The 20944-nt window shown below is 64.0% G+C and carries 20 protein-coding genes and 1 pseudogene; 9 read left to right on the top strand and 12 right to left on the bottom strand.

The genetic code is table 11. The annotated features are described in order from the left end of the window. Positions 1-65: 65 nt before the first annotated feature. Positions 66-896, bottom strand: coding sequence for a pyrroline-5-carboxylate reductase (gene proC / locus ACEN9Q_RS01065; RefSeq protein ID WP_495627064.1), 831 nt, complete (start codon positions 894-896; stop codon positions 66-68). A gap of 37 nt (positions 897-933) precedes the next feature. Continuing rightward, positions 934-1635 carry a YggS family pyridoxal phosphate-dependent enzyme gene (locus ACEN9Q_RS01060; protein ID WP_495627063.1) on the bottom strand — a complete coding sequence of 234 codons (702 nt, stop codon included), beginning with the start codon at positions 1633-1635 and terminating at the stop codon, positions 934-936. Positions 1636-1814: 179 nt separating this feature from the next. Between ACEN9Q_RS01060 and ACEN9Q_RS01055 the strand changes: the two genes are divergently transcribed. Then, the gene (locus ACEN9Q_RS01055; protein ID WP_056447783.1) at positions 1815-2858 is read left to right on the top strand and encodes a type IV pilus twitching motility protein PilT; all 1044 of its coding nucleotides are present in this window, start codon (positions 1815-1817) and stop codon (positions 2856-2858) included. Between the two features lie 18 nt (positions 2859-2876). Further along, on the top strand, positions 2877-4013 hold the full coding sequence (locus ACEN9Q_RS01050; RefSeq protein ID WP_056447786.1) for a PilT/PilU family type 4a pilus ATPase: 1137 nt from the start codon (positions 2877-2879) through the stop codon (positions 4011-4013). On the opposite strand, the gene ACEN9Q_RS01045 is transcribed toward ACEN9Q_RS01050, so the two are convergent. Together ACEN9Q_RS01045 and ACEN9Q_RS01040 are read right to left on the bottom strand one after the other, a co-directional pair. Then, complete coding sequence (locus ACEN9Q_RS01045) at positions 4010-4924, bottom strand: hypothetical protein (protein ID WP_495627062.1); 915 nt, start codon at positions 4922-4924, stop codon at positions 4010-4012. The two genes, ACEN9Q_RS01050 and ACEN9Q_RS01045, sit on opposite strands and share 4 nt — an antisense overlap. An 81-nt stretch (positions 4925-5005) precedes the next feature. Next, positions 5006-5437: a hypothetical protein gene (locus ACEN9Q_RS01040; RefSeq protein ID WP_495627061.1), complete on the bottom strand. Its 432-nt coding sequence runs from the start codon at positions 5435-5437 to the stop codon at positions 5006-5008. 61 nt (positions 5438-5498) lie between these two features. On the opposite strand from ACEN9Q_RS01040, the gene ACEN9Q_RS01035 reads away from it, so the two are divergent. After that, positions 5499-5981, top strand: coding sequence for a glutathione peroxidase (locus tag ACEN9Q_RS01035; protein ID WP_056447789.1), 483 nt, complete (start codon positions 5499-5501; stop codon positions 5979-5981). 10 nt (positions 5982-5991) lie between these two features. Here the strand turns inward: ACEN9Q_RS01035 and ACEN9Q_RS01030 are convergent, their stop codons facing one another. Continuing rightward, on the bottom strand, positions 5992-8166 hold the full coding sequence (locus ACEN9Q_RS01030) for a TonB-dependent receptor plug domain-containing protein (protein WP_495627060.1): 2175 nt from the start codon (positions 8164-8166) through the stop codon (positions 5992-5994). A gap of 243 nt (positions 8167-8409) precedes the next feature. On the opposite strand from ACEN9Q_RS01030, the gene ACEN9Q_RS01025 reads away from it, so the two are divergent. The 6 genes and pseudogenes from ACEN9Q_RS01025 to ACEN9Q_RS01000 all read left to right on the top strand — a co-directional run bounded on the left by ACEN9Q_RS01025 (position 8410) and on the right by ACEN9Q_RS01000 (position 13080). After that, positions 8410-8871 carry a hypothetical protein gene (locus ACEN9Q_RS01025; RefSeq protein WP_157202081.1) on the top strand — a complete coding sequence of 154 codons (462 nt, stop codon included), beginning with the start codon at positions 8410-8412 and terminating at the stop codon, positions 8869-8871. A 126-nt stretch (positions 8872-8997) separates the two neighbouring features. Then, a complete protein-coding gene (locus ACEN9Q_RS01020; RefSeq protein ID WP_157202082.1) occupies positions 8998-9750 on the top strand; it encodes a hypothetical protein in 753 nt (250 codons plus the stop codon). A 245-nt stretch (positions 9751-9995) separates the two neighbouring features. Next, positions 9996-10127 (top strand): alpha-L-fucosidase, encoded by a 132-nt coding sequence (locus tag ACEN9Q_RS01015; protein WP_082548289.1) that lies wholly within the window; start codon positions 9996-9998, stop codon positions 10125-10127. Next, positions 10093-11286, top strand: a pseudogene (locus tag ACEN9Q_RS01010) (alpha-L-fucosidase). The gene ACEN9Q_RS01015 and the pseudogene ACEN9Q_RS01010 overlap by 35 nt, the downstream one beginning before the upstream one ends. A gap of 22 nt (positions 11287-11308) precedes the next feature. Further along, positions 11309-12007, top strand: coding sequence for a S1 family peptidase (locus tag ACEN9Q_RS01005; RefSeq protein ID WP_082548274.1), 699 nt, complete (start codon positions 11309-11311; stop codon positions 12005-12007). Between the two features lie 206 nt (positions 12008-12213). Further along, entirely contained in the window at positions 12214-13080 is an 867-nt protein-coding gene (locus ACEN9Q_RS01000) for a hypothetical protein (protein WP_495627059.1), read from the top strand. Between the two features lie 477 nt (positions 13081-13557). On the opposite strand, the gene ACEN9Q_RS00995 is transcribed toward ACEN9Q_RS01000, so the two are convergent. From ACEN9Q_RS00995 to ACEN9Q_RS00965, 7 genes are all read right to left on the bottom strand, one after another. Further along, positions 13558-14193: a class I SAM-dependent rRNA methyltransferase gene (locus ACEN9Q_RS00995; RefSeq protein ID WP_056447813.1), complete on the bottom strand. Its 636-nt coding sequence runs from the start codon at positions 14191-14193 to the stop codon at positions 13558-13560. A 62-nt stretch (positions 14194-14255) separates the two neighbouring features. Beyond that, the gene (locus ACEN9Q_RS00990; RefSeq protein WP_056448248.1) at positions 14256-14945 is read right to left on the bottom strand and encodes a pentapeptide repeat-containing protein; all 690 of its coding nucleotides are present in this window, start codon (positions 14943-14945) and stop codon (positions 14256-14258) included. 60 nt (positions 14946-15005) lie between these two features. Continuing rightward, positions 15006-16526 (bottom strand): family 43 glycosylhydrolase, encoded by a 1521-nt coding sequence (locus ACEN9Q_RS00985; protein WP_495627058.1) that lies wholly within the window; start codon positions 16524-16526, stop codon positions 15006-15008. A gap of 243 nt (positions 16527-16769) precedes the next feature. Further along, a complete protein-coding gene (locus tag ACEN9Q_RS00980; protein ID WP_229412840.1) occupies positions 16770-17084 on the bottom strand; it encodes a hypothetical protein in 315 nt (104 codons plus the stop codon). Between the two features lie 59 nt (positions 17085-17143). Beyond that, on the bottom strand, positions 17144-18373 hold the full coding sequence (gene glcF, locus ACEN9Q_RS00975) for a glycolate oxidase subunit GlcF (RefSeq protein ID WP_495627057.1): 1230 nt from the start codon (positions 18371-18373) through the stop codon (positions 17144-17146). 3 nt (positions 18374-18376) lie between these two features. Beyond that, positions 18377-19441 carry a glycolate oxidase subunit GlcE gene (gene glcE / locus ACEN9Q_RS00970; protein ID WP_495627056.1) on the bottom strand — a complete coding sequence of 355 codons (1065 nt, stop codon included), beginning with the start codon at positions 19439-19441 and terminating at the stop codon, positions 18377-18379. Between the two features lie 2 nt (positions 19442-19443). After that, a complete protein-coding gene (locus ACEN9Q_RS00965; RefSeq protein ID WP_056447828.1) occupies positions 19444-20925 on the bottom strand; it encodes an FAD-linked oxidase C-terminal domain-containing protein in 1482 nt (493 codons plus the stop codon). Positions 20926-20944 lie beyond the last annotated feature (19 nt).

Raw genomic sequence — 20944 nt, 5'->3', positions numbered from 1 at the left:
CGCGCGCAGGCAACCCGACGATACTTCTTTTCGCGCCGGCCCGGTGCACGGCACGTGGCCTGCGCTCAGGCGTCCTTGCCCATCTCCTCGCCCAGCTCGCGCCCGCGCGCGGCGGCGGCCTTCATCGCGTCGACGATTGCCTGCTTGACACCGGCCGCTTCCATGCTCGTGATGGCGGCGTGCGTGGTGCCGCCCTTCGACGTCACGCGCTGGCGCAGCACGTCGACCGGTTCGTCCGACTGCGCCGCCAGCTGGGCCGCGCCGGTGAACGTCGCCAGTGCCAGCGCCTTGCCCTGTTCCGCGGACAGGCCCATCTCGGCGGCCGCCTGCTGCATCGCTTCGAGGAAGTAGAACACGTAGGCCGGGCCGCTGCCCGACACCGCCGTCACCGGATCGATGAGGCTTTCCTCGTCCAGCCACACGGTCTGGCCGACGGCGCGCATGATGGTGTCCGCGGCATCCTTTTGCGGCGCGCTGGTGCCGGCCATCGCCACCATGCCCGTGATGCCCTGCCCGATCAGCGCGGGCGTGTTCGGCATCGTGCGCACGATGGCGCCGTAGCCGCCGAGCCAGCGCGACAGGTCGGCGCCGCGGATGCCGGCCGCGATCGACAGCAGCAGCGGCTTGTTCGCCGGTTGCGATTGCAGCTCAGTTCTCAAATGAGCGGTCACGTCGCGCATCTGCTGCGGCTTCACGGCCAGCACGATGACGTCGCTGGCGGCGACGGTGGCACCGATGTCCGGCGACGTCGTCACGCCATATTGCGTGCGCAGGCGTTCCAGTGCTTGCGCGTTCGGATCGACGACGTGGATGTCCGCGGCTTGCGCGACCTTGCCGGCCAGGCCGGCGATGAGGGCGGTGGCCATGTTGCCGCCGCCGATGAAACTGATCTTCATGGTGTCCTTTGTGTTCGCGCGCGCGTTGCGCGCTTGTCTATTCGTAGTGGCGCGCGCCGAAGATCGCGCTGCCGATGCGCACGATGGTCGCGCCTTCCAGCACGGCCGATTGCAGGTCGCCCGACATGCCCATCGACAGCGTGTCGAGGTGGATGCCGGCGCGGGCGAGGTCCCGCGCGAGCGCGCGCAGGCGGGCGAACGGCGCGCGCTGCAGGGCCGGATCGGCCTGCGGTTCCGGAATCGCCATCAGGCCGCGCAAGCGCAGGTTCGGCAGCTGGACGACGGCCTTGGCGAGGTCCGGCAATTCCTCCGGCTTGACGCCACTTTTGGTGGCTTCGCCGCTGATGTTCACTTGCAGGCAGATGTCGAGCGGGCCCAGTTCCGGCGGGCGCTGTTCGGACAGGCGCTGGGCGATTTTCAATCGTTCGACCGTGTGCACCCACTGGAAGCCGGCCGCGATGGAGCGTGTCTTGTTGCTCTGGATCGGGCCGATGAAATGCCATTCGAGCACGAGGTCCGGTCGCGCTTTTGCCACAGCGGCGATTTTGTCGACGCCTTCCTGCACATAGTTTTCGCCGAACGCGCGCTGGCCGGCGTCGATCGCTTCCAGCACGGCTTCAGGGGGAAACATCTTCGACACCGCCAGCAACCGGACCTCGGAACGGGGCCGATGCGCGGCCTCGCAGGCGCCCTGGATTGTCGCTTCGACAGCTTGCAAGTTCCCAGCGATTGTGGACATAATGGTTTTCTACAGGAAATATTTTGCAGTTCTACGCACTTCAAAAGGGGCCTCGAAAACCGTAGCGAGCGGAAGGAGTTTCGTTCGAGAAGCGCAGCCGTACTTACGGTACGGCGAGCATCGCAGGACGAAAATCCGACGCGCAGCAGGTTTGCGAGGCCCCCACCACAGGATTATAAATGGACATCTCAGAGTTGCTCGCCTTCTCGGTGAAGAATAAGGCCTCGGACCTGCACCTCTCATCCGGCCTGCCGCCGATGATCCGCGTGCACGGCGACGTACGCCGCATCAACCTGCCGGCGCTGGAGCACAAGGACGTGCACGGCATGATCTATGACATCATGAACGACGGCCAGCGCAAGCAGTACGAAGAGATGCTGGAGTGCGACTTCTCGTTCGCGATCCCGGGGCTGGCGCGCTTCCGCGTCAACGCCTACAACCAGGAACGCGGCGCGGCGGCCGTGATGCGGACGATTCCGTCGAAGATCCTCACGCTGGAAGAACTGAACGCGCCCAAGATATTTACCGAGCTGGCGATGCGGCCGCGCGGCCTCGTGCTCGTGACGGGTCCGACCGGCTCCGGCAAATCGACGACGCTGGCCGCGATGGTCAACCACCTGAACGAAAACGAATACGGCCACATCCTCACCATCGAGGACCCGATCGAATTCGTGCACGAATCGAAGAAGTGCCTGATCAACCAGCGCGAAGTGGGCCCGCACACGCTGTCCTTCAACAACGCGCTGCGCTCGGCGCTGCGCGAAGACCCGGACGCGATCCTCGTCGGCGAGCTGCGCGACCTGGAGACGATCCGCCTCGCGCTGTCCGCCGCCGAGACGGGCCACCTCGTGTTCGGCACCTTGCACACGTCGTCGGCCGCGAAGACCATCGACCGTATCGTCGACGTGTTCCCGGCCGAGGAAAAGGAGATGGTGCGCGCGATGCTGTCCGAATCGCTGCAGGCCGTGATCTCGCAGACGCTGCTGAAAACGAAGGACGGTTCCGGCCGCGTGGCCGCGCACGAGATCATGATCGGCACGCCGGCCATCCGCAACCTGATCCGCGAAGCGAAGATCGCGCAGATGTATTCCGCGATCCAGACCGGCTCCAACGTCGGCATGCAGACGCTGGACCAGAACCTGACGGACCTCGTGCGCCGCAACGTGATCTCGCCCGCGGCCGCACGCGCCGCCGCCAAGATCCCCGAAAACTTCCCAGGTTAATCTCGAAAGACCACGACGATGGAACGCGACCAGGCCTCCAAATTCATGTTCGACCTGCTGCGCCTGATGGTCAGCAAGGGCGGTTCCGACCTGTTCATCACATCCGGCTTTCCGCCGGCGATGAAGATCGACGGCCGCATGACACCCGTGTCCAGCCAGGCGCTGACGGGGTCGCACACGGCCGACCTGGCGCGCGCCATCATGAACGACAAGCAGGCGGCCGGCTTCGAGCTGTCGAAGGAAGCCAACTTCGCCATCAGCCCGGGCGACCTGGGACGCTTCCGCGTCTCGGCGTTCATGCAGATGGGTGCCGTGGGCATGGTGCTGCGCGTGATCACGACGACGATCCCGAAGTTCGAGGACCTCGACCTGCCGGACGTGCTCAAGGACGTGATCATGACCAAGCGCGGCCTCGTGATCATGGTCGGCGCCACCGGCTCGGGCAAATCGACGACGCTCGCGACGATGGTCGGCTACCGCAACGAGAACAGCTACGGCCACATCATCACGATCGAAGACCCGGTCGAATTCGTCCACCCGCACAAGAACTGCGTGATCACGCAGCGCGAGGTCGGCGTCGACACGGACAGCTTCGAGGCGGCGCTGAAGAACTCCCTGCGCCAGGCGCCGGACGTGATCCAGATCGGCGAGATCCGCGACCGCGAGACGATGGAACACGCGATTGCGTTCGCCGAGACGGGCCACCTGTGCCTCGCCACGCTGCACGCGAACAGCTCGAACCAGGCACTGGACCGCATCATCAACTTCTTCCCGGAAGAGCGCCGCCAGCAGCTCCTGATGGACCTCTCGCTGAACCTGAAGGGCCTGATCTCGCAGCGCCTGATTCCGAAGAAGGAAGCGAAGGGGCGCGTGGTCGCCATGGAGATCCTGCTGAATTCTCCACTGATCTCGGACCTGATCTTCAAGGGCGAAGTCCACGAGATCAAGGAGATCATGAAGAAGTCGCGCGAGCTGGGCATGCAGACGTTCGACCAGGCCCTGTTCGACCTGTACGAAGCCGACAAGATCAGCTACGAAGATGCGCTGCGCAACGCGGACTCCGTGAACGACCTGCGCCTGAACATCAAGCTCAACAGCAAGCACGCGAAGAATCGCGATTTCTCGGCGGGGACCGAGGCGCTGGGGCTGGTCTAATATCCGTCGCTCGTCATCGAAGCGTCTTCCAGAGATACCACGCGAACGGGGCCAGCGCTCTGGCCTTTGTGCATCACATGTTCGGCCGCCGCCGCCATCGAGGCATCGCACTCGAATGTGATCCGCTCGATGCGCAACAACAGCCGGGTCCACAGAATGATATTGAGAATCGGTCGAGACGACGCCAATCCGAACATCAGCACACCAGGCACGTTCCGATAACGCCTTGTGCGCAGCGCCTGCGCCAGCAGTGTGCCGGCGTCGAAACCGATCAGTCCATGTCGTCCGCACAGTGAATAGGACAGGTGGATCAGGTTGTCACGCCGCGCGTCCGCGAGTGCCTTGGTGTTGTACAGGCGACCGTTCCAGCGTTTCCATTCTCCGTTAAGAAAATCATTGTGGGTCGGATTCTGGACGATGCCGGCCGTCGCGTAGACTTCGATGTGGCGATCCCGTACGATCCGGACCGGGTACACCTGGATGGATTCGTAGGTCTCATAAATCCCTTCTTCATGTACGAACAAATCCTCAACCGGTAGCCCGGTCAGCGCCAGCTTCGCTACCCGGCCAGGCTGCAACCGGTACACCGTAAGCGGTATCTGATATGACATGATGCCGAGCCTGGCCTCGACGCAAAACTTCATGTCGTCGACCTGCACCTTTCCACTGTTTCGTATCAGGATCGATTGCTCGACATGACCGGCTTCATCGAAGCTGCTCCGGGTATGCAGCTTGTACGCTACGCCATCAGCCAGTTCGATCCACCGCCGTTGCCAGCGGCGTAATGCGACATGATGATCGTGCGCCTGACGAAAGATCGGCTCGACTGTCCACGCCCTCATCAAGGCCGCCAACTTGCGCCAAACCCATACCAAAGGTTTGCATAGTGCCCAGATCGTTGTTGCGTCCATGTAGCCTCCGTCGAGCGTTTGTCATGCAGGCGTTATCGTCTCAGAAAGCACCCCGGCGCATACTGGCGCAGACATATCGTGTCAGAGCGCCGTCCAGCGCTGCACGAGGCCGACGAGGTGCACCACCCCGTAGCCGAAACAGATCACCGAACTCCACACGACGAACGGCGTGATCGCCCCGCCTTTGGCGAGAACGAGCGGCGCGAACGCGACCCCACGCACGAGATAGACGGCCGTGATGGCCACCAGCGCCACTTTCAGGAACGGCAGACCGCCAATGACACCGGCCCCCGCCAGCGCATACGCGGACCACGTGGACAGCACGGTGGCGATGCCCAGCGTGACGACGGTCGGATACCGCCGGCCCTGCGCCGCCGCCCGCGTGAAGCGCTCGCCCGCGCCGAAGAAGCGATACCATGCGGGGCCGCCCGCGATGATGCCCAGGTGGAGCAGCGCCGCGACGGCGCTGAGCAGCGCACCGACGGCCAGGGGAATGTTCGCACTAGTCTGCATGCTGCCTCCCTTTGTCTTACACTGTTGCCTTCGATTCAACGCAAGCTTACAGGAGACTCCCATGAACGTGTTCGACTTCCAGGCCACTTCCCTCGACGGCAAGCCGGTCGACCTGGCGCAGTACCGCGGCAAGGTCCTCCTCATCGTCAACACCGCCAGCAAATGCGGCTTCACGCCGCAATACCAGGGCCTCGAAACCCTGTACCGCGAGCTGCACCCGCGCGGCCTGGAAGTGCTGGGCTTCCCCTGCAACCAGTTCGGCGGCCAGGAACCGGGCAGCGAAGCGGAGATCGGCGCCTTCTGCGAAAAGAACTACGGCGTGAACTTCCCGATGTTCGCCAAGGTCGACGTCAACGGCGACGCCGCGCATCCTTTGTTCCAGCACCTGAAACAGGCGGCGCCCGGCGTGCTGGGCACGGAAGGCATCAAGTGGAACTTCACCAAGTTCCTCGTCGGCCGCGACGGCGCCGTCCTGCATCGCTATGCGCCGCAGACCAAGCCCGAAGACATCGCGGGCGACGTCGAGAAGGCGCTGCAGCAGTAAGCCTGCGCCCTCAGAATTTCATACCGAGGTTGAAGCGCAGTTCGATCGACTGCGGACCGCGCGTCCACATTTCGCTGGTGCCGCTGGCGTCGCGGTAGCGCGAGTAACCCAGGTCGTCCGCGCCCAGCGCATTGCCGACGGAAAGCCGCAGGTCGAGCCCCTTGCGCGGCGAGTACTGGACGTAGCCGTCCACGTCGCGGCGCGCCTGCAGCTGCGTGCTCTGCTCCTGCGAGACGCGCACCATGCCGCCTTCGCGAAAGGCCAGGTTGATACCCCAGCTGAACGGTTCCTTCTTGTAGTCGGCGCCGAACACGGCGGAGAGCGGGATCTGCCGGTCGAGCCGGTTGTCCGGCCCCGGCACGGTCGCGACCTGCGACCAGTTGCGGTTCAGGTTGAAGCGCAGGTCGAGCGGCGCCGCGCCGGCGCGCATGACGGCCTTCAGCGGAAACTTGACCTCGACGTCGAGCGTGCGCACCACGGCGTTGCCGTCGTTGACCGGGTGGTACAGCCAGCGGCCGTTCGCGTCCTGCCCGAGGATCGTGCGGATGTAGTCGCGGATGCGGCGCTGCGAGCCGCCGACCGAGAACACGGCCCCCGGCGCCCAGAAGTGCTCGTAGGTGACGTCGATGCCGTTCGCCTGCTCGGGGCGCAGGGCCGGGTTGCCGCTGATGTCGGCGCTGAACCGGGTGTTCGTTTCCGTCTCGACGCGGCGCGCGCTCAGCTGGTTGGTGTCCGGTGCCTTGAACGTGTGCGTCAGCGCGAGGCGCAGTTGGCGCCCGCTCTTGTCGGGAAACTTGTACAGCGTCTGCGCGACGGGGCTGAGCACGTGCGCGTTCGAGGTGGTATCGACCAGGCCCGAACCGCTGCTGTCGGTGCGGATACCTTCCCAGCGCGCCCCCAGGTACATCGACCACTGCCGCGTGACGTTCCATTCGTCCTGCGCGAAGGCGGCCGTGCGGCGCACACGCGGATCGAACGCCTCGATGAAGTCGAGCGGCACCTGGCCCACCAGGCCGTCCACCCGGTGCGCCCTGGAGTCCTGTTCCTCGCGGCTGATTTCCCAGCCCGCCGCCAGCGCATGCCCGTCGAACAGGCTGCGCGTATATTTGCCGCTGCTGCTCGCGCCCGAGAAACGCACGCGCCCGTCGCGCAGGCGCGCGAACCGGAGCGCGTCGCCGGCCGTGGCCATCAGCCGGTCGGTGCGCAGGCCGAAGTCGGCGTCCGATGCGCGCAGCTTGGCATCGAGCTTGCCGCCCCAGCGTTTGGCGACCCAGTTCAGCTCCGCCGAACCGAAGCGGCCCGACGAATCGCTGCGCCCGTGCCCGCGCAGATAGTCGGGCGCAGGCAGGCCGCCGATGCGATTGGTGTCCAGGCTCGTGTCGTCGCTCGCGGCGCGCTGCGCCAGCAGGTTACCGCTCAGGTTCAACTGATCGTTGTCGGACAGCTGCCAGTTCAGGCGCGGCGCGACGCCGGCGATCACGTTCGTGTTGCGGTGAGCGACGACTTCGTCGCGCAGCAGCGTGACGGTATCGTCCGGCGCCGTGAACCGGTCCAGTTCCGTGCTCGTCGCTGCGCGCAGGTTGTGCTGGGCAGTCACGTTCACGTACCACGACAGGTTGCCGCGCTTGTCGGCCAGCGAGGCGTTCAGGTATTGGCTCTGCTTCTCGTCCGCGTGGTTGATGGTGAGCCGTCCATCTTTCTGCGGCTTGGCCACGACCTTCTTCAGCACAATGTTGACGGTGCCCGCGATCGCCTGCATCGAAAACTCGGCCGACGCGGCGCGAATGATCTCGATCCGCTCGATCTGGTCGGGCGGCACGGCATCCAGCGCAAAGCCCGGCGGCGGGCGCTCGCCGTTCACGAGGATCTGCGTATAGCCGTTGCCCAGCCCGCGCATGCGGATGCTGTTGCCCACGACCGTGACGCCCGGCGCGCGCTTGAGGACGTCGTACACATTGGTGTCGCCGTACTTCAGGATCTCTTCCTGCGTCATCACGGTCTTGCTCGCGGTGTCGTCGCGGCGCGGATCGTAGTCGTCGGCCCTGGCCTTGACCTCGACCTTGGCGATGGGCGCCTTCTTCGCCTCGGCCGGTTTTGCGTCGGCTTTTGCTTCGATGGGTTCGGCGGCGTGGGCGGCGAAACTGCACACCAGGGCTAGGGTCGCGGCGCAGGCGGAACGGGTCATGAGCGTACTCGGTTATAACGAACCGGCCATTATGGAGAGAGACGCGATCTTGTTTCTCTCGCAAAACCACGACGCGTGAAATGATCAACAAGCTGAGCGGGGTGACGGCGCGGGAGTCTGGATCGCGCGGCTCGATTGCCGCTGCCATTCGCAGACCCCGATAAGCAATCGGTGACAAAGTGCGCATTTCTCAATTCACGCATCTGATACCTTATTGCTTCCCATTTATTTTTGAGAGAACCAATGCATTTCAGGAATATGCGCTTTGCACGAATTCGGCAACCGGCGGCATTGTTGACAGCAGCGATCCTTCTGTCCGCCTGTTCGAAGGGCCCGACTGTCGATGGAACGTATGTCCTGACGAAGGGGCCCATCAGTTGGCCGCCCGTAACCGTAACGCTTGCTAACGGCAAGTTTGTCTTTTCGGCTGGGGCGAGTGGCGACTACACGGTAAGCGATGGCAAGGTTCTTCTGACTGGCATGACATTTAACGACGCCATGCACATCGACGGCAACAAGCTTGTCGGCGCAAAGGCTGAGCTCATGCGAACGCATACTTCACCGGCGGCCTGGACGCAGGATTGTTCCGGCATCGCTGACGAGGGTGATAAGGCGGCGTGTTTCGAATTAAAGAAGGGAATCGACGCGGAAGCGGCAGACCGACGTGCCTTCGTCGAGCGCACGAAGCACGCCCAGGCTTGGTGAGATCGGGTTGCGAGCGAATTAATATGGGGCATAGATACCACGGCCTTAATATGATATGCCGAAAATCTGCAATATTTCGCCCCTCGCTGCAGAGTCAAACGTGCCTCGCCGTCAGCGCTCGGATAAATGATTTCCACTACCCGCCCCCGCCGCCGCACCGTCCTGATGGCCGGTGTCATATCTATTGCTGTCCTGTTCAGCGTATATCTGTGCCTGCTCATCTGGGCAAAGCCGATGTTCGAATACCGGACCGTTTATGGAATCTATCAGGTATGGTCGGACCGGCCCATTTCGCCGGCGATCCGGCCCGTGCTGGATGACGTCACACGGCGGCTGAAAACCTCGGCCGTGCACGATGCATCGGTTCCGGTAGAAATCTACATCTGCAACGCGCCCTGGCGTATGTGGCTCTACGGGATGAAGTTCAGTACGCGGTACGGCGGCGTGGCGGACGTCTGGTTGACCCGGCATGTGATCATCCGTGCGGCGGACATCGCGGCGAACCGGGTCGTATCACCCTGGCCATATCCGATCCCCGATGAGCAGCATCGTCCGCTGTCGTATTTCATCGCGCACGAGATTACGCACGTCGACTTGTCGCGCCGATTCGGGCGCACGATGGTTGCCCGATATCCGGAGTGGCTCATGGAAGGCTATCCCGACTACGTCGGCAAAGGCGGGGATTTCGATTTCGATGCGAATCGCGCAAAATTCCTCGCCGGCGCGCCGGAACTGAGTCGAGCCACGAGCAGCTTGTACCTCGGGTATCACTTGCGCGTTGCCTATTTGCTCGACAAGAAACACTGGACACTCGACAGGATCTTCGCAAAACCGCCAAGCGACGTGGAACTCGATTCCTGGCTGCGCTCGGGTCGGTAACGCCATCAAATAGTCAGCCGCTTGAGTAATGCCCCACGCAACAGTCCCGCCGCTGCGTTTTCGTGGATACTCGATGGATCGATCAGCGCCATGCGATCCGGATGAAGGCATTGCTCGTCCTGCTGGCCTGCGCCCTGCCTGCCAGCGCTACCCCACTCCCCAAACCCGATCGCGGCGGCATGCCGAGTCGAACCTGTACGACTATGGCGTGATGGGGCCGCCCGCGACCCCGGCCATCGTCGCCGCTGCCGCCAGGGCCATTCCAGGCCAGGTGGGAATCGATCCGCCACCATTACCATCCGCCGGCCTGGCGCGCCGGCGCCAAGTTCGGCATCTTCCTGCATTGGGGACTGTACGCCGTGCCGGCGCACGCCTAGTGATGCCGACCGCGCACACCACGATAATTTCGCGCTCCGGGACAGCGCCGTCACGCCGTTCAATGCCAAGCGCATGGGGCCGCACCGCGACCTGATCGGCGACCTCGGCGCGGCGGTGCGCAAGGCCGGGCTGCGCTTCGGCGTCTCCAATCACGGCGTCGAGAATTTCACCTTCGTGAATCCGACCGACACGCTCGACGCACGGCTCAGGACGCAGCTCGCCGACCTGTACGACGCGACCTGGGCCGGCTTCTACAACGTGGCCGACCGCAGCCCGCAGGCGATGGCGCGCTTCCTCTCCGATTGGCTGGCGCGTAATTTCGAGCTGATCGACAAGTACCAGCCCGATCTGCTGTATTTCGATAACGGCGTGAACCTGCGGGTACTCGATCCATTGAACGAACGCGTGGCCGCCTACTATTACAACCGTGCGGCCGACTGGGGCTAGGACGTGTCGATCGTCACCAAATGGGTGGCGTACGCGCCCGACAACGACGACCGCCACCAGATCGGCGCCGTCATCGGCTTCGAGAAGGTCGGCACGCGCTCACCATCCGGCATCCGTCCGGGACCGTGGATGGTCGACGACACGATCGGCAGCACCTGGGGCTACACGGACCGCATGACAATCGGCTCGGCGGGCGCCATCCTCGGCAAGTTGATCGATACCGTCAGCAAGGGCGGCTTTTATTTGCTGAATATCGCGCTCAACGCCGGCGGGACGATTCCCGACGACCAGCGCGCGGTATTGCTCGAGATCGGCGCCTGGCTAAAACGGAATGGAGAAGCGATCTACGGCACGCACGCCTGGACGCGCTTCGGCGATGGCGACTGGCGCTTCACGGTCAAGGACGGCGCGCTGTATGCGATCGGCAGGCCGAGTGAGTATTCTCATTGCTGCCGCCACCTGTTCTCACTGACCGCCGCCACCCGTTCTCATCAGTCGCCGCCACCTATTCTCACTTACCGCCGCCACCCGGTTCTCATTCATCGCCGCCAATCGTTCTCGTCGGTCACTGCCACTCGGGCTCGTGAGATTTCGCGTATTTTTCAGATGAGCAAGATGTTATCCTCTATGGCCAACGGCCGAGTCCGGCCCGGAACAGACAGTCAGATGCCGCCATTGGCAAGCTTTCCCATATTTATTGTGCAAATGTAATTGGCCAGCTTGGAAGACGATAATGAATGATCAGAAAGTTCGGGACGTTGTGCTCCCGGTGTTTGCAGGGGAATGGAAGGACACAAACTTCGCTTTTAGAGAAGTGGCGGGAACTGCGTTTTTGATCGGGAAGCGGGGCTTTGCTGTTACTGCAGCACATGTCATTGATCAAATTAACTTGGAATCGTCTGCAGTGGCCGTCGTAACCGATGAGGGGTGGTCGGCATATCGCATCGTGGGTGCGGAAAAGCATCCTTCAGAAGATGTTGCGGTGATACAGCTCGAATATATGCCGGGGCCATCATGGATGGTAATTGGTTCGTCCAGTGAACATCAGGCGTGCAGTTACCATGCCTGGGGTTATCCAATTGCCATAGCGGAAATGGGCGCCAAGCACAATGAAGATGGCCTGCAAACTCCAGACTTGATATTTACCAGAGGGTATGTCCGGAGACGAATCTCAAGGGAGTTGCCGTTCTCCATTTACCGTGGCCAAGCGTTTTATGAGCTTAGCGAAGTCGCTGGTGATGGATGCTCTGGCGGACCAGTCGTCAAGATCCCGAACGTACCGATGGGAGACGCATGGGAGATCATGGGTGTCTACATTGGTGCAGGGGAGGCAGTGACTCCTGTTGGTTATGCTACTAGAAGTGACTCATTTCATAGTTGGGAGCCTCAACTTCTCGGTCGTTCAATTCGCGACGAGTCATTGGATAGATGAGGTCGAAAAGTCCGCTTCGGGGCGGATGACCATTGCAGAAGCATCTTTTGTACGCAGTGGTGAGGGCTTTCCTGCACTCGAAATGATTGAGGACTCAGTAGCGGCGATGCCCCTGCTGAACTACTAAAATATTTAAATTCTGAACTCGGCGGCTGACGGCCAATTGCGGAAGCTTCAAGTAGCGGCGATCGATAAAGGAACAATTGATGTTTAACTTTTTGGTGATTAGCGCAGAGATCACTTCGCCGCGTGGCATAGTCACATTGGGGACGGACCGTGTTTTTAATTGTACGAACGCTGATATAGAGGAGAAGTATGCTCCCGGAGGCGTGCTTGACCAAGCTGCACTGATGTCAATGCCATTGGTTATCACGAACGAATCCAGTAGCGACCCCGCTTTTCGGACTTTTGCTCGGGTTGGCACGATCACTAAGATCAGACGCGACAACTCGGAGTATCACATCGAGTACACACTCGATTCCGACATCTCCCCGATTGCCAATGATGTCCTTGAGTCACTCGGCCCCCAGCTGAACTTCATATCTGCTGGAAGGCGATCCTGGGGCGATTTTCACACCAATCATTGGGCAGTTAAGGACGCTGATCTCTTTCGTGTTTTGTACACTGAAGGCTTGGGCCATCGGCAGCCGACAGTCTTTACCTTACCCCAAGGATCAGTAGATCCAAACTTGGTCTCGGTGATGATGCCATTCGATGGTGGGTTTAATAGAGTTTTTGCAGCGCTGGAAACCGCAGTAAGTGCAGCCGGTATGCGATGCCTACGTGCCGACAAAATCTGGGAGCACCATGTGCTTATCGAAGATGTCGTGAAGCTTATCGCGAGTGCCAGAGTTGTGATTTGCGATCTGACCGGCAAGAACGCGAATGTCTTCTACGAAGCCGGGATCGCGCATGCGCTGGGTCAGGATGTGATCCTGATTGCGCAGCATGAGACCGACATTCCTTTCGATCTCCGCCACATCCGCTACGTTAAATACCTCAATAATGAAGAAGGCTTGAAGGTGTTGGCGGAAAGCGTAGGGAAACGGTTGCAAAGCCTGGTCAGGAAGTGACCAGGGCCTGCATAAGTTGATATAGGCCAGGCGACCTCAAAATAGTGCCGCCCTGCCATTCTTCTTCGGATACGCCTGCCTCGAAGAACCTTTTGAATCGCACGCACCACGCGCAGCGCCCAGCAGCACGGGGATCTCGAAGTAATCTATCCTCCGTATTCACCGGAGACGGCATGTATCAGCCAAGTGACAATCTGGAGAGGCTTCTCTATTTCTTGCCCCTCGTAGCGCGACCTTCCTTCTTTAGCACCGGTGCATTGTTTCGCCGAGAATAGGCGGCGGTGTTCTATGAGATTGGGTGGCGGCGGTGGGGAGAATACTCACCGAGCACTCGCGACGCGACGCTGGCGTCCGTGACGCCGTCGCTTGGCAAGGTGGCGCGGGTCGAACGGATCGGCGGCGATGCGGTTCCGTTCACGCAGGACGCGGCAGGCCTGCACCTGCAAATCCAAGACAGCAGCGCCTGGCCCCGATCGCTCAGCGCGGATAGACGAATCCAGTCCGGATATCGGTCGGCAGCAGGCGCTTGCCATCGCGCACCATCAGGCGCTGGGGCGGCTCGTCGCCGGCCAGCGCACGCCAGATGACGGGCAGCCCTTCGCCCTTGCGCAGCAGTTCGTCGCTGCGTTCGAACACGTTGGGACATCCCGTCGCCGCCAGCAGCGCCTGCACGATCGTCACCCTCCACAAGTCGACACCGGCGGCATTGAACTGGCACACCAGGTAACCGGCGGTTCCGCCGTAGCTGTGCACCAGGAGGCCCGGCAGGCCGTCTTTCTCGCCATCGATCACCAGCGCCAGGGCTTGCGGATCGGCGCCGCGCACGGCGACGGCACGCCGCGCGACCGCGGCCTGCACGCGCCGCTTGATCATCGCGTGGTCGACCGGCTCGTCCTCGCGCAGGGTCCAGACGCGGGCCGCGATCTGCGACTTCGCGTTATAGGCCGCGCGCGCCAGGAACTGGCGCGACGACGTCTGCACGACCGCCGTGGCGCCGGGCTTGCTGCGTTCCTGCGGCCGCCCCTCGACCTTGTCGATGGCCGAGAGGTAAATCCAGGGATCGCCGGACAGCAGGCTCTTTTCCTTGCCCTGTTTGATGGTGATGATGAGCATATGCGGGCTTCGTTTTCAGGAGCCGAATGATACAGCAAGGCTGCCGGTTTCCGTTTGGCGCACTACGCCACGTTCAATCCCAGCGCCCGCACCAGTTCCGCGGCCTGGCGCGCGGAGATCGTGGCGCCGGCGAACTGCTTCGCGTTCGCGAGCTTCAGGCCGCCCAGGTCCGCCTCGCGCAAATCGGCCGCATCGAAGCGCGTGTCCTTGATGTGGGCATCGCGCAGGCTGCACCCTTCTTCGAACACGGCGTCGCGGAAATCGCAGCCCGACAGGTCGGCGTCGGCGAAATCCAGGCCGCGCAACGTCGCCTTGCGAAACGACATGCGGCGCAGGTCGGCGCCGACGAGCAGGCAATCCTCGAACGAGAGCCCCAGCTGGCTCACTTCCTCGAAGCGTGCGCCCGTCAGCTTGCAGGCGCGGAACGCCACGGACGCCAGCCTGGCGCGGCGCCAGCCGGCGTTGTTCAGGTCACAGGCGTCGAAGCGCGCGTCGACCAGGTCGGCCGATTCGAAATCCGCATGGCCGCCGCGGCAGCGCTGCCAGCGCGTGCGCGCCAGGTTCGCGGCATACAACGACGTTCCGGCCAGCGCGCAGCGGGTGAACACGCAATCCTGCAGGTTCAGGCGCGACAGGTCGGCGCCGGTCAGGTCGCAGTCTTCGAGGACGAGCAGCGTGTCGTCGGCCAGCAGCGCTTCGATGCGCGCGCGGCCGACGGATTCGCCGCTGAGGGTGATGGTGGTTCGGGACATGGCCGGCAGCATACACGCCCGCGCGGCCTTGCGCATCCCCGTTCGAAGCAGCCCCGGTCCTTACTTGACGAACGGCCAGCCGTCCGACGTGAAGCCGAGCGTGTTGATGCCCAGCGTCGCGCGGCCGCCGTTGTTGCCGTCGTAGTAGTGGTAGACGTAGGTCGGCGCGTTGTTGTTGCCGGCGTCGGTGAACACGCTGCCGCCGCCCGGGCCGATGATGTTGCCGTGGGTGCTGAGCAGGATGGTGCCGCCGCCCGCCGTCAGCGCCACGCCGCCACGGTCCACGTACGGTCCGGTCACGCTGGTGGACCGGCCCACGATGGTGCGGTAGGTGCTGGTGGTGCCGTTGCAGCAGAGGTTAATCGGCGCGAAGTAATAGTAGTAGCCGTTGTAGTAGTAGATGAACGGGCCTTCCTCGCCGGCCGACGGGTTGCCGCGTTGCGCCAGCGTGTAGACGGTGGTGTTGGTCGTCGATTGCAGGCCCGTGCTCGGGTTCAGCTGCATCAGGTGGGTGCCGTCGCTCCACGAGCCCCATGCCATCCACCAGTTGCCGCTGGCGTCCTTGAACGGCGCGGGGTCGATGGCATTGTCGGTGGTTGCCCAGAAGCCGGAGGCAGGCTGCGTGGTGGTGCTGGTCCACGACCTGGTGACGAAGCCCTTGTCGGTCCACGGCCCTGCCGGCGACGAACTGGTGGCCACGCCGATCACGGCTTCCGCGCCGGTGCTGGGCAGGTAGGGAAGCGAATAGTACTGGTAATAGGTGCCGTTCGAGACCAGCATGCTGGGCGCCCAGACGTCCGTATTGGCGCCGTTGTTCCATCCCTTCGGCGTCTGCAGTCCGCCCCAGGAACTGAAGTCCGGGCCGATCGACGGGCAGTTCGGCGCATAGCCGCCCATCTGCGCGCTGGTGCAGCTGGTGTACATCGTGAAGTTGGTGCCGTCGGTCGACGTGGCCACCGTCTGGTGCGAACCGTACAGCCAGTATTTGCCGCCGGCGTCGCGCAGCATGTACGGGTCGTGCACGAAGATGCCGTTGCCGGCGACGGCGCGCGGCGCCGGATAGGGGCTGACCTGCGTATTCACCAGCTGCCACTCCTGGCACGTGCAGTTGGTCAGGCCCCACTGGTCGATGGTGGCCGCGGTCGACGTACTCGCCATGTACACTTCCAGGTACTTGCCGCTGTTGACGTTCTGGATCAGGAAGTTCCCGTCCGCGGCCTGGGTGACGGTCCACAGGTGATCGGACGTGCCGTTGTCGGACCACTGCACGATCTGCGCGCCGTCGGCGGTCGAGGCATTGGCCACGCCCAGCACCTGGTGCGTCAGCATGTTCTCGATGTTGTACTGCCCGTTCCCCATCGGCATGAAGTGCCACAGGTGGTCGGCCGTGCCGTTGTCGGTCCACTGGACCACTTTTGAACCCGCGGCCTGGCTGGCGCCGTCGATGCCGAGCACCAGGCCGCTGTTGACGTTCTTGATCTTGTACTGGACGCTCGTGTTGATGGTGATGGCGGCATGCGCCGAGAAAGCGATGCAGGCCAGGCCGGCCAGCATGGCGAGACAGGAATATAGACGTTTCATGGATACTCCGCTGAAAATCAGTCGAGTGCCGAAGCTGTCGGGAATGTCAGCGGAGCGAGAAAGTCGGACCGGCGCGCACGCACGCCGGGCATTGCCATGGTTTCCATATGATCTCCGTTGTCGTTTTAATAGTCCCCACACTACCGGCGGGTATTTACCGCAATTGCAGTCTACTTATCGACAACGGAACGCACCAATCGTATTTATGACGTTCGTAATACTAAATTCGATATCATGCGCAGGTCAGCGCGTCTCGACGCGCGCGGACGCGTGGATCGTGCAGCCGCGGTGCACATTCTCCAGAAAGCGCAGCGCTTCTCCCAGCCGGCAGGCCGGCGGCAGCAGGCGGCCCAGCGCTTCGTCGTCGGCGATGCGGTCGACACCATAGGCGATGGCGCGCGAGATGTCGCGCGCCTCGCGGCCGTCGCTGTTGTACAGGGCGTCGTACACGCCCACCGCTTCCCACAGCGGCACGTAGCCGGGACTGATGCTGTCCTGGAAGGCGACGGACGGCGCCGCGTCCTCGTCCTGGGATATCAGCCGAAACACGAAACTCACGATCCACTCCATCGATCTTTGAAACAGGGCGCCGATGCTACCACGGGACGGCGGCTTTTTCAGCCCGCCAGCGCGCGGTCGACGAGCTCGATCCAGTGCGTCACCGGCGTCGCCGTCCCCGACTGCAGGTGCGAGATGCACCCCACGTTGGCCGACACGTATTCCTGCGCGCCCGTCGCCTCGAGATTGGCCAGCTTGCGGTCGCGCAGCGCGTGCGCGATCCCGGGATGCAGCACGGAATACGTGCCGGCCGAGCCGCAGCACAGATGGCTTTCCGCGCACAGCACGACGTCGACGCCGGCCGCGCGCAGCACGCCCTCGACCTTGCCGCGGATCTGCTGGCCGTGCTGCAGGGTGCACGGCGGGTGGAATGCGACGCGTTCATGGATGCGGCCCGCGAGCCGCGCCGCGATCTCGCCTTCGAAGTCGCACATCACTTCCGACAGGTCCTTCGTCAGCGCCGCGATGCGCGCGGCCTTTGCCGCATACGCCGCGTCGTGCGCGAGCAGGTGGCCGTAATCCTTCACCGTCACGCCGCAGCCGGAGGCCGTCATCACGATGGCTTCCACCTGGCCGCTCTCGACATACGGCCACCACGCGTCGACGTTGCGGCGCATGTCGGCGCGCCCGCCGTCCTGGTCGTTCATGTGGAAACGCACGGCGCCGCAGCAGCCGGCGCGCGGCGCGGACAGCAGCTGGATGCCCAGCGCATCGAGCACGCGCGCCGTCGCCGCGTTGACGTTCGGCGCCATCGCCGGCTGCACGCACCCTTCCAGCACGAGCATCTTGCGGGCGTGCTCGCGCGTGGGCCGGCGGCCGGGCGCGCGCGCGCTCTGCAGCTTGTCCCGCAGCGTGGACGACAACAACGGGCGCACCATCTGCCCCGCCTTGAACGCGGGCTTGAAGAGATTCGGCCGCGGCAGGAATTCCTTCAAGGTCGTGCGCTTGACCTTGTCGGCGAACGGGCGCGGCACGCGTTCGTCGACGACCTTGCGGCCGATGTCGACGAGGCGTCCGTACTGCACGCCCGACGGGCACGTGGTTTCGCAGTTGCGGCACGTGAGGCAGCGGTCCAGGTGCAGCTGCGTCTTGCGCGTGGGCGCCTCCCCTTCCAGCACCTGCTTGATCAGGTAGATGCGGCCGCGCGGGCCATCCAGCTCGTCGCCCAGCAGCTGATAGGTCGGACACGTGGCGGTGCAGAAGCCGCAGTGCACGCAGGCGCGCAGGATCGCGTCGGCTTCATCGCCCTCGCGCGTGCCCTTGATGAAATCGGCGAGATTCGTTTGCATGGTCTATCCGTACATCCGGCCTGGGTTGAAGAGTCCGGCCGGATCGAAGCCGGCCTTCAGGCGTTCGTGAATGCGTGCGACGGCGGGCGCCAGCGGCTGGAACACGCCGACGCTTTTATCGCCGCCGCGCAGCAGCGTGGCATGGCCGCCCGCCGCGCTCACGGTCGCGCGGATGCGTTGCGCCGTGGCGGCATCGCCGGGCGCACGCAGCCAGCGCTGCGCCCCGTCCCACTCGATCAGCTGCGCGCTGCCCAGCACGATGGCGCCGACGGTCGACGGCACGGACAGCCTCCACAGCGGCAAATCGCCTTCAAAAAATGCGTGGCGCTGTTCGCGCAGGCTTGCCCAGAAGCGCGCACAATCCGGCAGCACGGCCCCGCCCAGCGAACGGATGGCCGCATCGACGGCCGCATGCGCGCCGGACAGCCGCACCGTCAGCACGCCGTCGTGCCAGCAACTCGCGGACACCGGCAGCGGCTGGCCGGCCCATTCGTTCAGGCGGCGGATGGCATCGATCTCGGTCACGCCGTCGAACACGAGCGTCGCTTCGCGCGGCGCGCGCGGCAGCACTTTCACGGACACGTCCAGCAGCAGCCCGAGCGTGCCGAGCGACCCGGCCAGCAGGCGCGAGACGTCGTAGCCGGCCACGTTCTTCATCACCTGGCCGCCGAAGCGCAGCACGTCGCCCTTGCCGTCCAGGAGCGTGCAGCCGAGGACGAAGTCGCGCACGGCGCCGCTGCTCGCGCGGCGCGGTCCGGACAGGCCGGCCGCGACCGCCCCGCCCAGCGTGGCGTGCGCGCCGAAATGCGGCGGCTCGAACGCGAGCATCTGGCCGCGCTCCGCCAGCGCCGCTTCGATGGCGGCCAGCGGCGTGCCGCAGCGCGCCGTGATCACGAGTTCCGTCGGCTCGTAGTCGATGATGCCGGCGTACCCGCGCGTGTCGAGGATGTCGCCCTCGAGCCGCTGTCCATACCAGTCCTTGGTGCCGCCGCCGCGGATACGGAGCGGGCGCTTGTCGCGCGCAGTCGTCCGCACGCGTTCCTGAAACTGTTCGACGATATTCTGCATGATCAAAAACGCGGGAGGTGCGCGAACGGCAGTGCGCCGCCCGACACGCGCATGCCACCCAGTTCCGCGCAGCGGTTCAACGTGGGAATGGCCTTGTTGGGATTGAGGAGCATGCGCGGATCGAAGGCGCGTTTCACCGTGAAGAACGCGGCGAGCTCCTGCGCGCCGAACTGCACGCACATCGAATCGATCTTTTCCACGCCGACGCCATGCTCGCCCGTGATGGTGCCGCCCACTTCCACGCACAGCGCGAGGATCGCGGCGCCGAAGGCTTCGGCCCGGTCGAGTTCTCCCGGCTGGTTGGCGTCGAACAGGATCAGCGGGTGCATATTGCCGTCGCCCGCATGAAAGACGTTCGCGCAGCGCAGGCCGAACGTCGTCTCCATCTCTTCGATGCGCGCCAGCACGTGCGCGAGCTGCTTGCGCGGGATCGTCCCGTCCATGCAGTAGTAGTCGGGCGAGATGCGGCCCGCGGCCGGGAACGCGTTCTTGCGGCCGGACCAGAAGCGCAGCCGCTCCGCCTCGCTCTGCGACACCGTGATCGCACTGGCCCCGGCCGCGCGCAAGACCTCCGTCATGCGCGCGATTTCTTCCGCCACTTCGGCCGCCGTGCCGTCCGCCTCGCACAGCAGGATCGCCGCGGCGTCGAGGTCGTAGCCGGCTTTCACGAACGGTTCGACCATGCGCGACGACGTGCGATCCATCATCTCCAGGCCGGCCGGGATGATGCCGGCCGCGATCACGCTCGCCACCGCATTGCCGCCCGTCGCCACGTCGTCGAACGACGCCATGATCACCTGCGCCTGCGCCGGCTTCGGCACGAGTTTGACCGTGACTTCGGTGACGATCCCCAGCATGCCTTCGGAGCCGATGAACACGGCCAGCAGGTCGAGGCCGGGCGCATCGAGGGCGTCGCCACCGAGTTCGATGACGTCGCCTTCGATCGTGCAGACGCGCACGCGCAGCACGTTGTGCACCGTGAGGCCGTATTTCAGGCAGTGCACGCCGCCCGAGTTCTCGGCCACGTTGCCGCCGATCGTGCAGGCGATCTGCGACGACGGGTCGGGCGCGTAATACAGGTTGAACGGCGCGGCCGCTTCCGAGATGGCGAGGTTGCGCACGCCCGGCTGCACGACGGCCGTGCGCGCATACGGTTCCACGCGCAGGATGCGGGAGAGGCGCGCCGTCGAGATCACGACGCCGTCCGCCAGCGGCTGCGCGCCGCCGGACAGGCCCGTGCCCGCGCCGCGCGGCACGATGGGCACGTCCAGGTCGCGGCACACCTTGAGGATGGCGAGCACCTGCGCCTCGTCGTCGGGCAGGGTCACGACCATCGGCAGCTGGCGGTAGGCGGCGAGGCCGTCGCATTCGTAGGGACGGGTGTCTTCGGGATCGGCGAGGACGGCGCGCGCCGGGAGCACGGCGCGCAGCGCGGCGGCGACGGCGCGCCTGCGCTCGGGGTCGACTGGAATCGAGGGAATCATGGATCGATTGTAAGCACAA

The sequence above is a fragment of the Massilia sp. Masssp93 genome (genome assembly GCF_059491295.1).
Note: the sequence above shows the minus strand (reverse complement) of the source record. Positions and strands in the feature narration are given on the sequence as shown.

Bases quoted from the DNA above. Each gene is read 5' to 3' on its own strand.
- ACEN9Q_RS00985 (WP_495627058.1), bottom strand. From the start codon at position 16,526: ATGAAACGTCTATATTCCTGTCTCGCCATGCTGGCCGGCCTGGCCTGC.
- ACEN9Q_RS01020 (WP_157202082.1), top strand. From the start codon at position 8,998: ATGATTTCCACTACCCGCCCCCGCCGCCGCACCGTCCTGATGGCCGGT.
- ACEN9Q_RS01005 (WP_082548274.1), top strand. From the start codon at position 11,309: ATGAATGATCAGAAAGTTCGGGACGTTGTGCTCCCGGTGTTTGCAGGG.
- ACEN9Q_RS01055 (WP_056447783.1), top strand. From the start codon at position 1,815: ATGGACATCTCAGAGTTGCTCGCCTTCTCGGTGAAGAATAAGGCCTCG.
- ACEN9Q_RS01060 (WP_495627063.1), bottom strand. From the start codon at position 1,635: ATGTCCACAATCGCTGGGAACTTGCAAGCTGTCGAAGCGACAATCCAG.
- ACEN9Q_RS01030 (WP_495627060.1), bottom strand. From the start codon at position 8,166: ATGACCCGTTCCGCCTGCGCCGCGACCCTAGCCCTGGTGTGCAGTTTC.
- ACEN9Q_RS00990 (WP_056448248.1), bottom strand. From the start codon at position 14,945: ATGTCCCGAACCACCATCACCCTCAGCGGCGAATCCGTCGGCCGCGCG.
- glcF (WP_495627057.1), bottom strand. From the start codon at position 18,373: ATGCAAACGAATCTCGCCGATTTCATCAAGGGCACGCGCGAGGGCGAT.
- ACEN9Q_RS01000 (WP_495627059.1), top strand. From the start codon at position 12,214: ATGTTTAACTTTTTGGTGATTAGCGCAGAGATCACTTCGCCGCGTGGC.
- ACEN9Q_RS01050 (WP_056447786.1), top strand. From the start codon at position 2,877: ATGGAACGCGACCAGGCCTCCAAATTCATGTTCGACCTGCTGCGCCTG.
- glcE (WP_495627056.1), bottom strand. From the start codon at position 19,441: ATGCAGAATATCGTCGAACAGTTTCAGGAACGCGTGCGGACGACTGCG.
- ACEN9Q_RS00965 (WP_056447828.1), bottom strand. From the start codon at position 20,925: ATGATTCCCTCGATTCCAGTCGACCCCGAGCGCAGGCGCGCCGTCGCC.
- ACEN9Q_RS01045 (WP_495627062.1), bottom strand. From the start codon at position 4,924: ATGGACGCAACAACGATCTGGGCACTATGCAAACCTTTGGTATGGGTT.
- ACEN9Q_RS00995 (WP_056447813.1), bottom strand. From the start codon at position 14,193: ATGCTCATCATCACCATCAAACAGGGCAAGGAAAAGAGCCTGCTGTCC.
- proC (WP_495627064.1), bottom strand. From the start codon at position 896: ATGAAGATCAGTTTCATCGGCGGCGGCAACATGGCCACCGCCCTCATC.
- ACEN9Q_RS01035 (WP_056447789.1), top strand. From the start codon at position 5,499: ATGAACGTGTTCGACTTCCAGGCCACTTCCCTCGACGGCAAGCCGGTC.
- ACEN9Q_RS01025 (WP_157202081.1), top strand. From the start codon at position 8,410: ATGCATTTCAGGAATATGCGCTTTGCACGAATTCGGCAACCGGCGGCA.
- ACEN9Q_RS01040 (WP_495627061.1), bottom strand. From the start codon at position 5,437: ATGCAGACTAGTGCGAACATTCCCCTGGCCGTCGGTGCGCTGCTCAGC.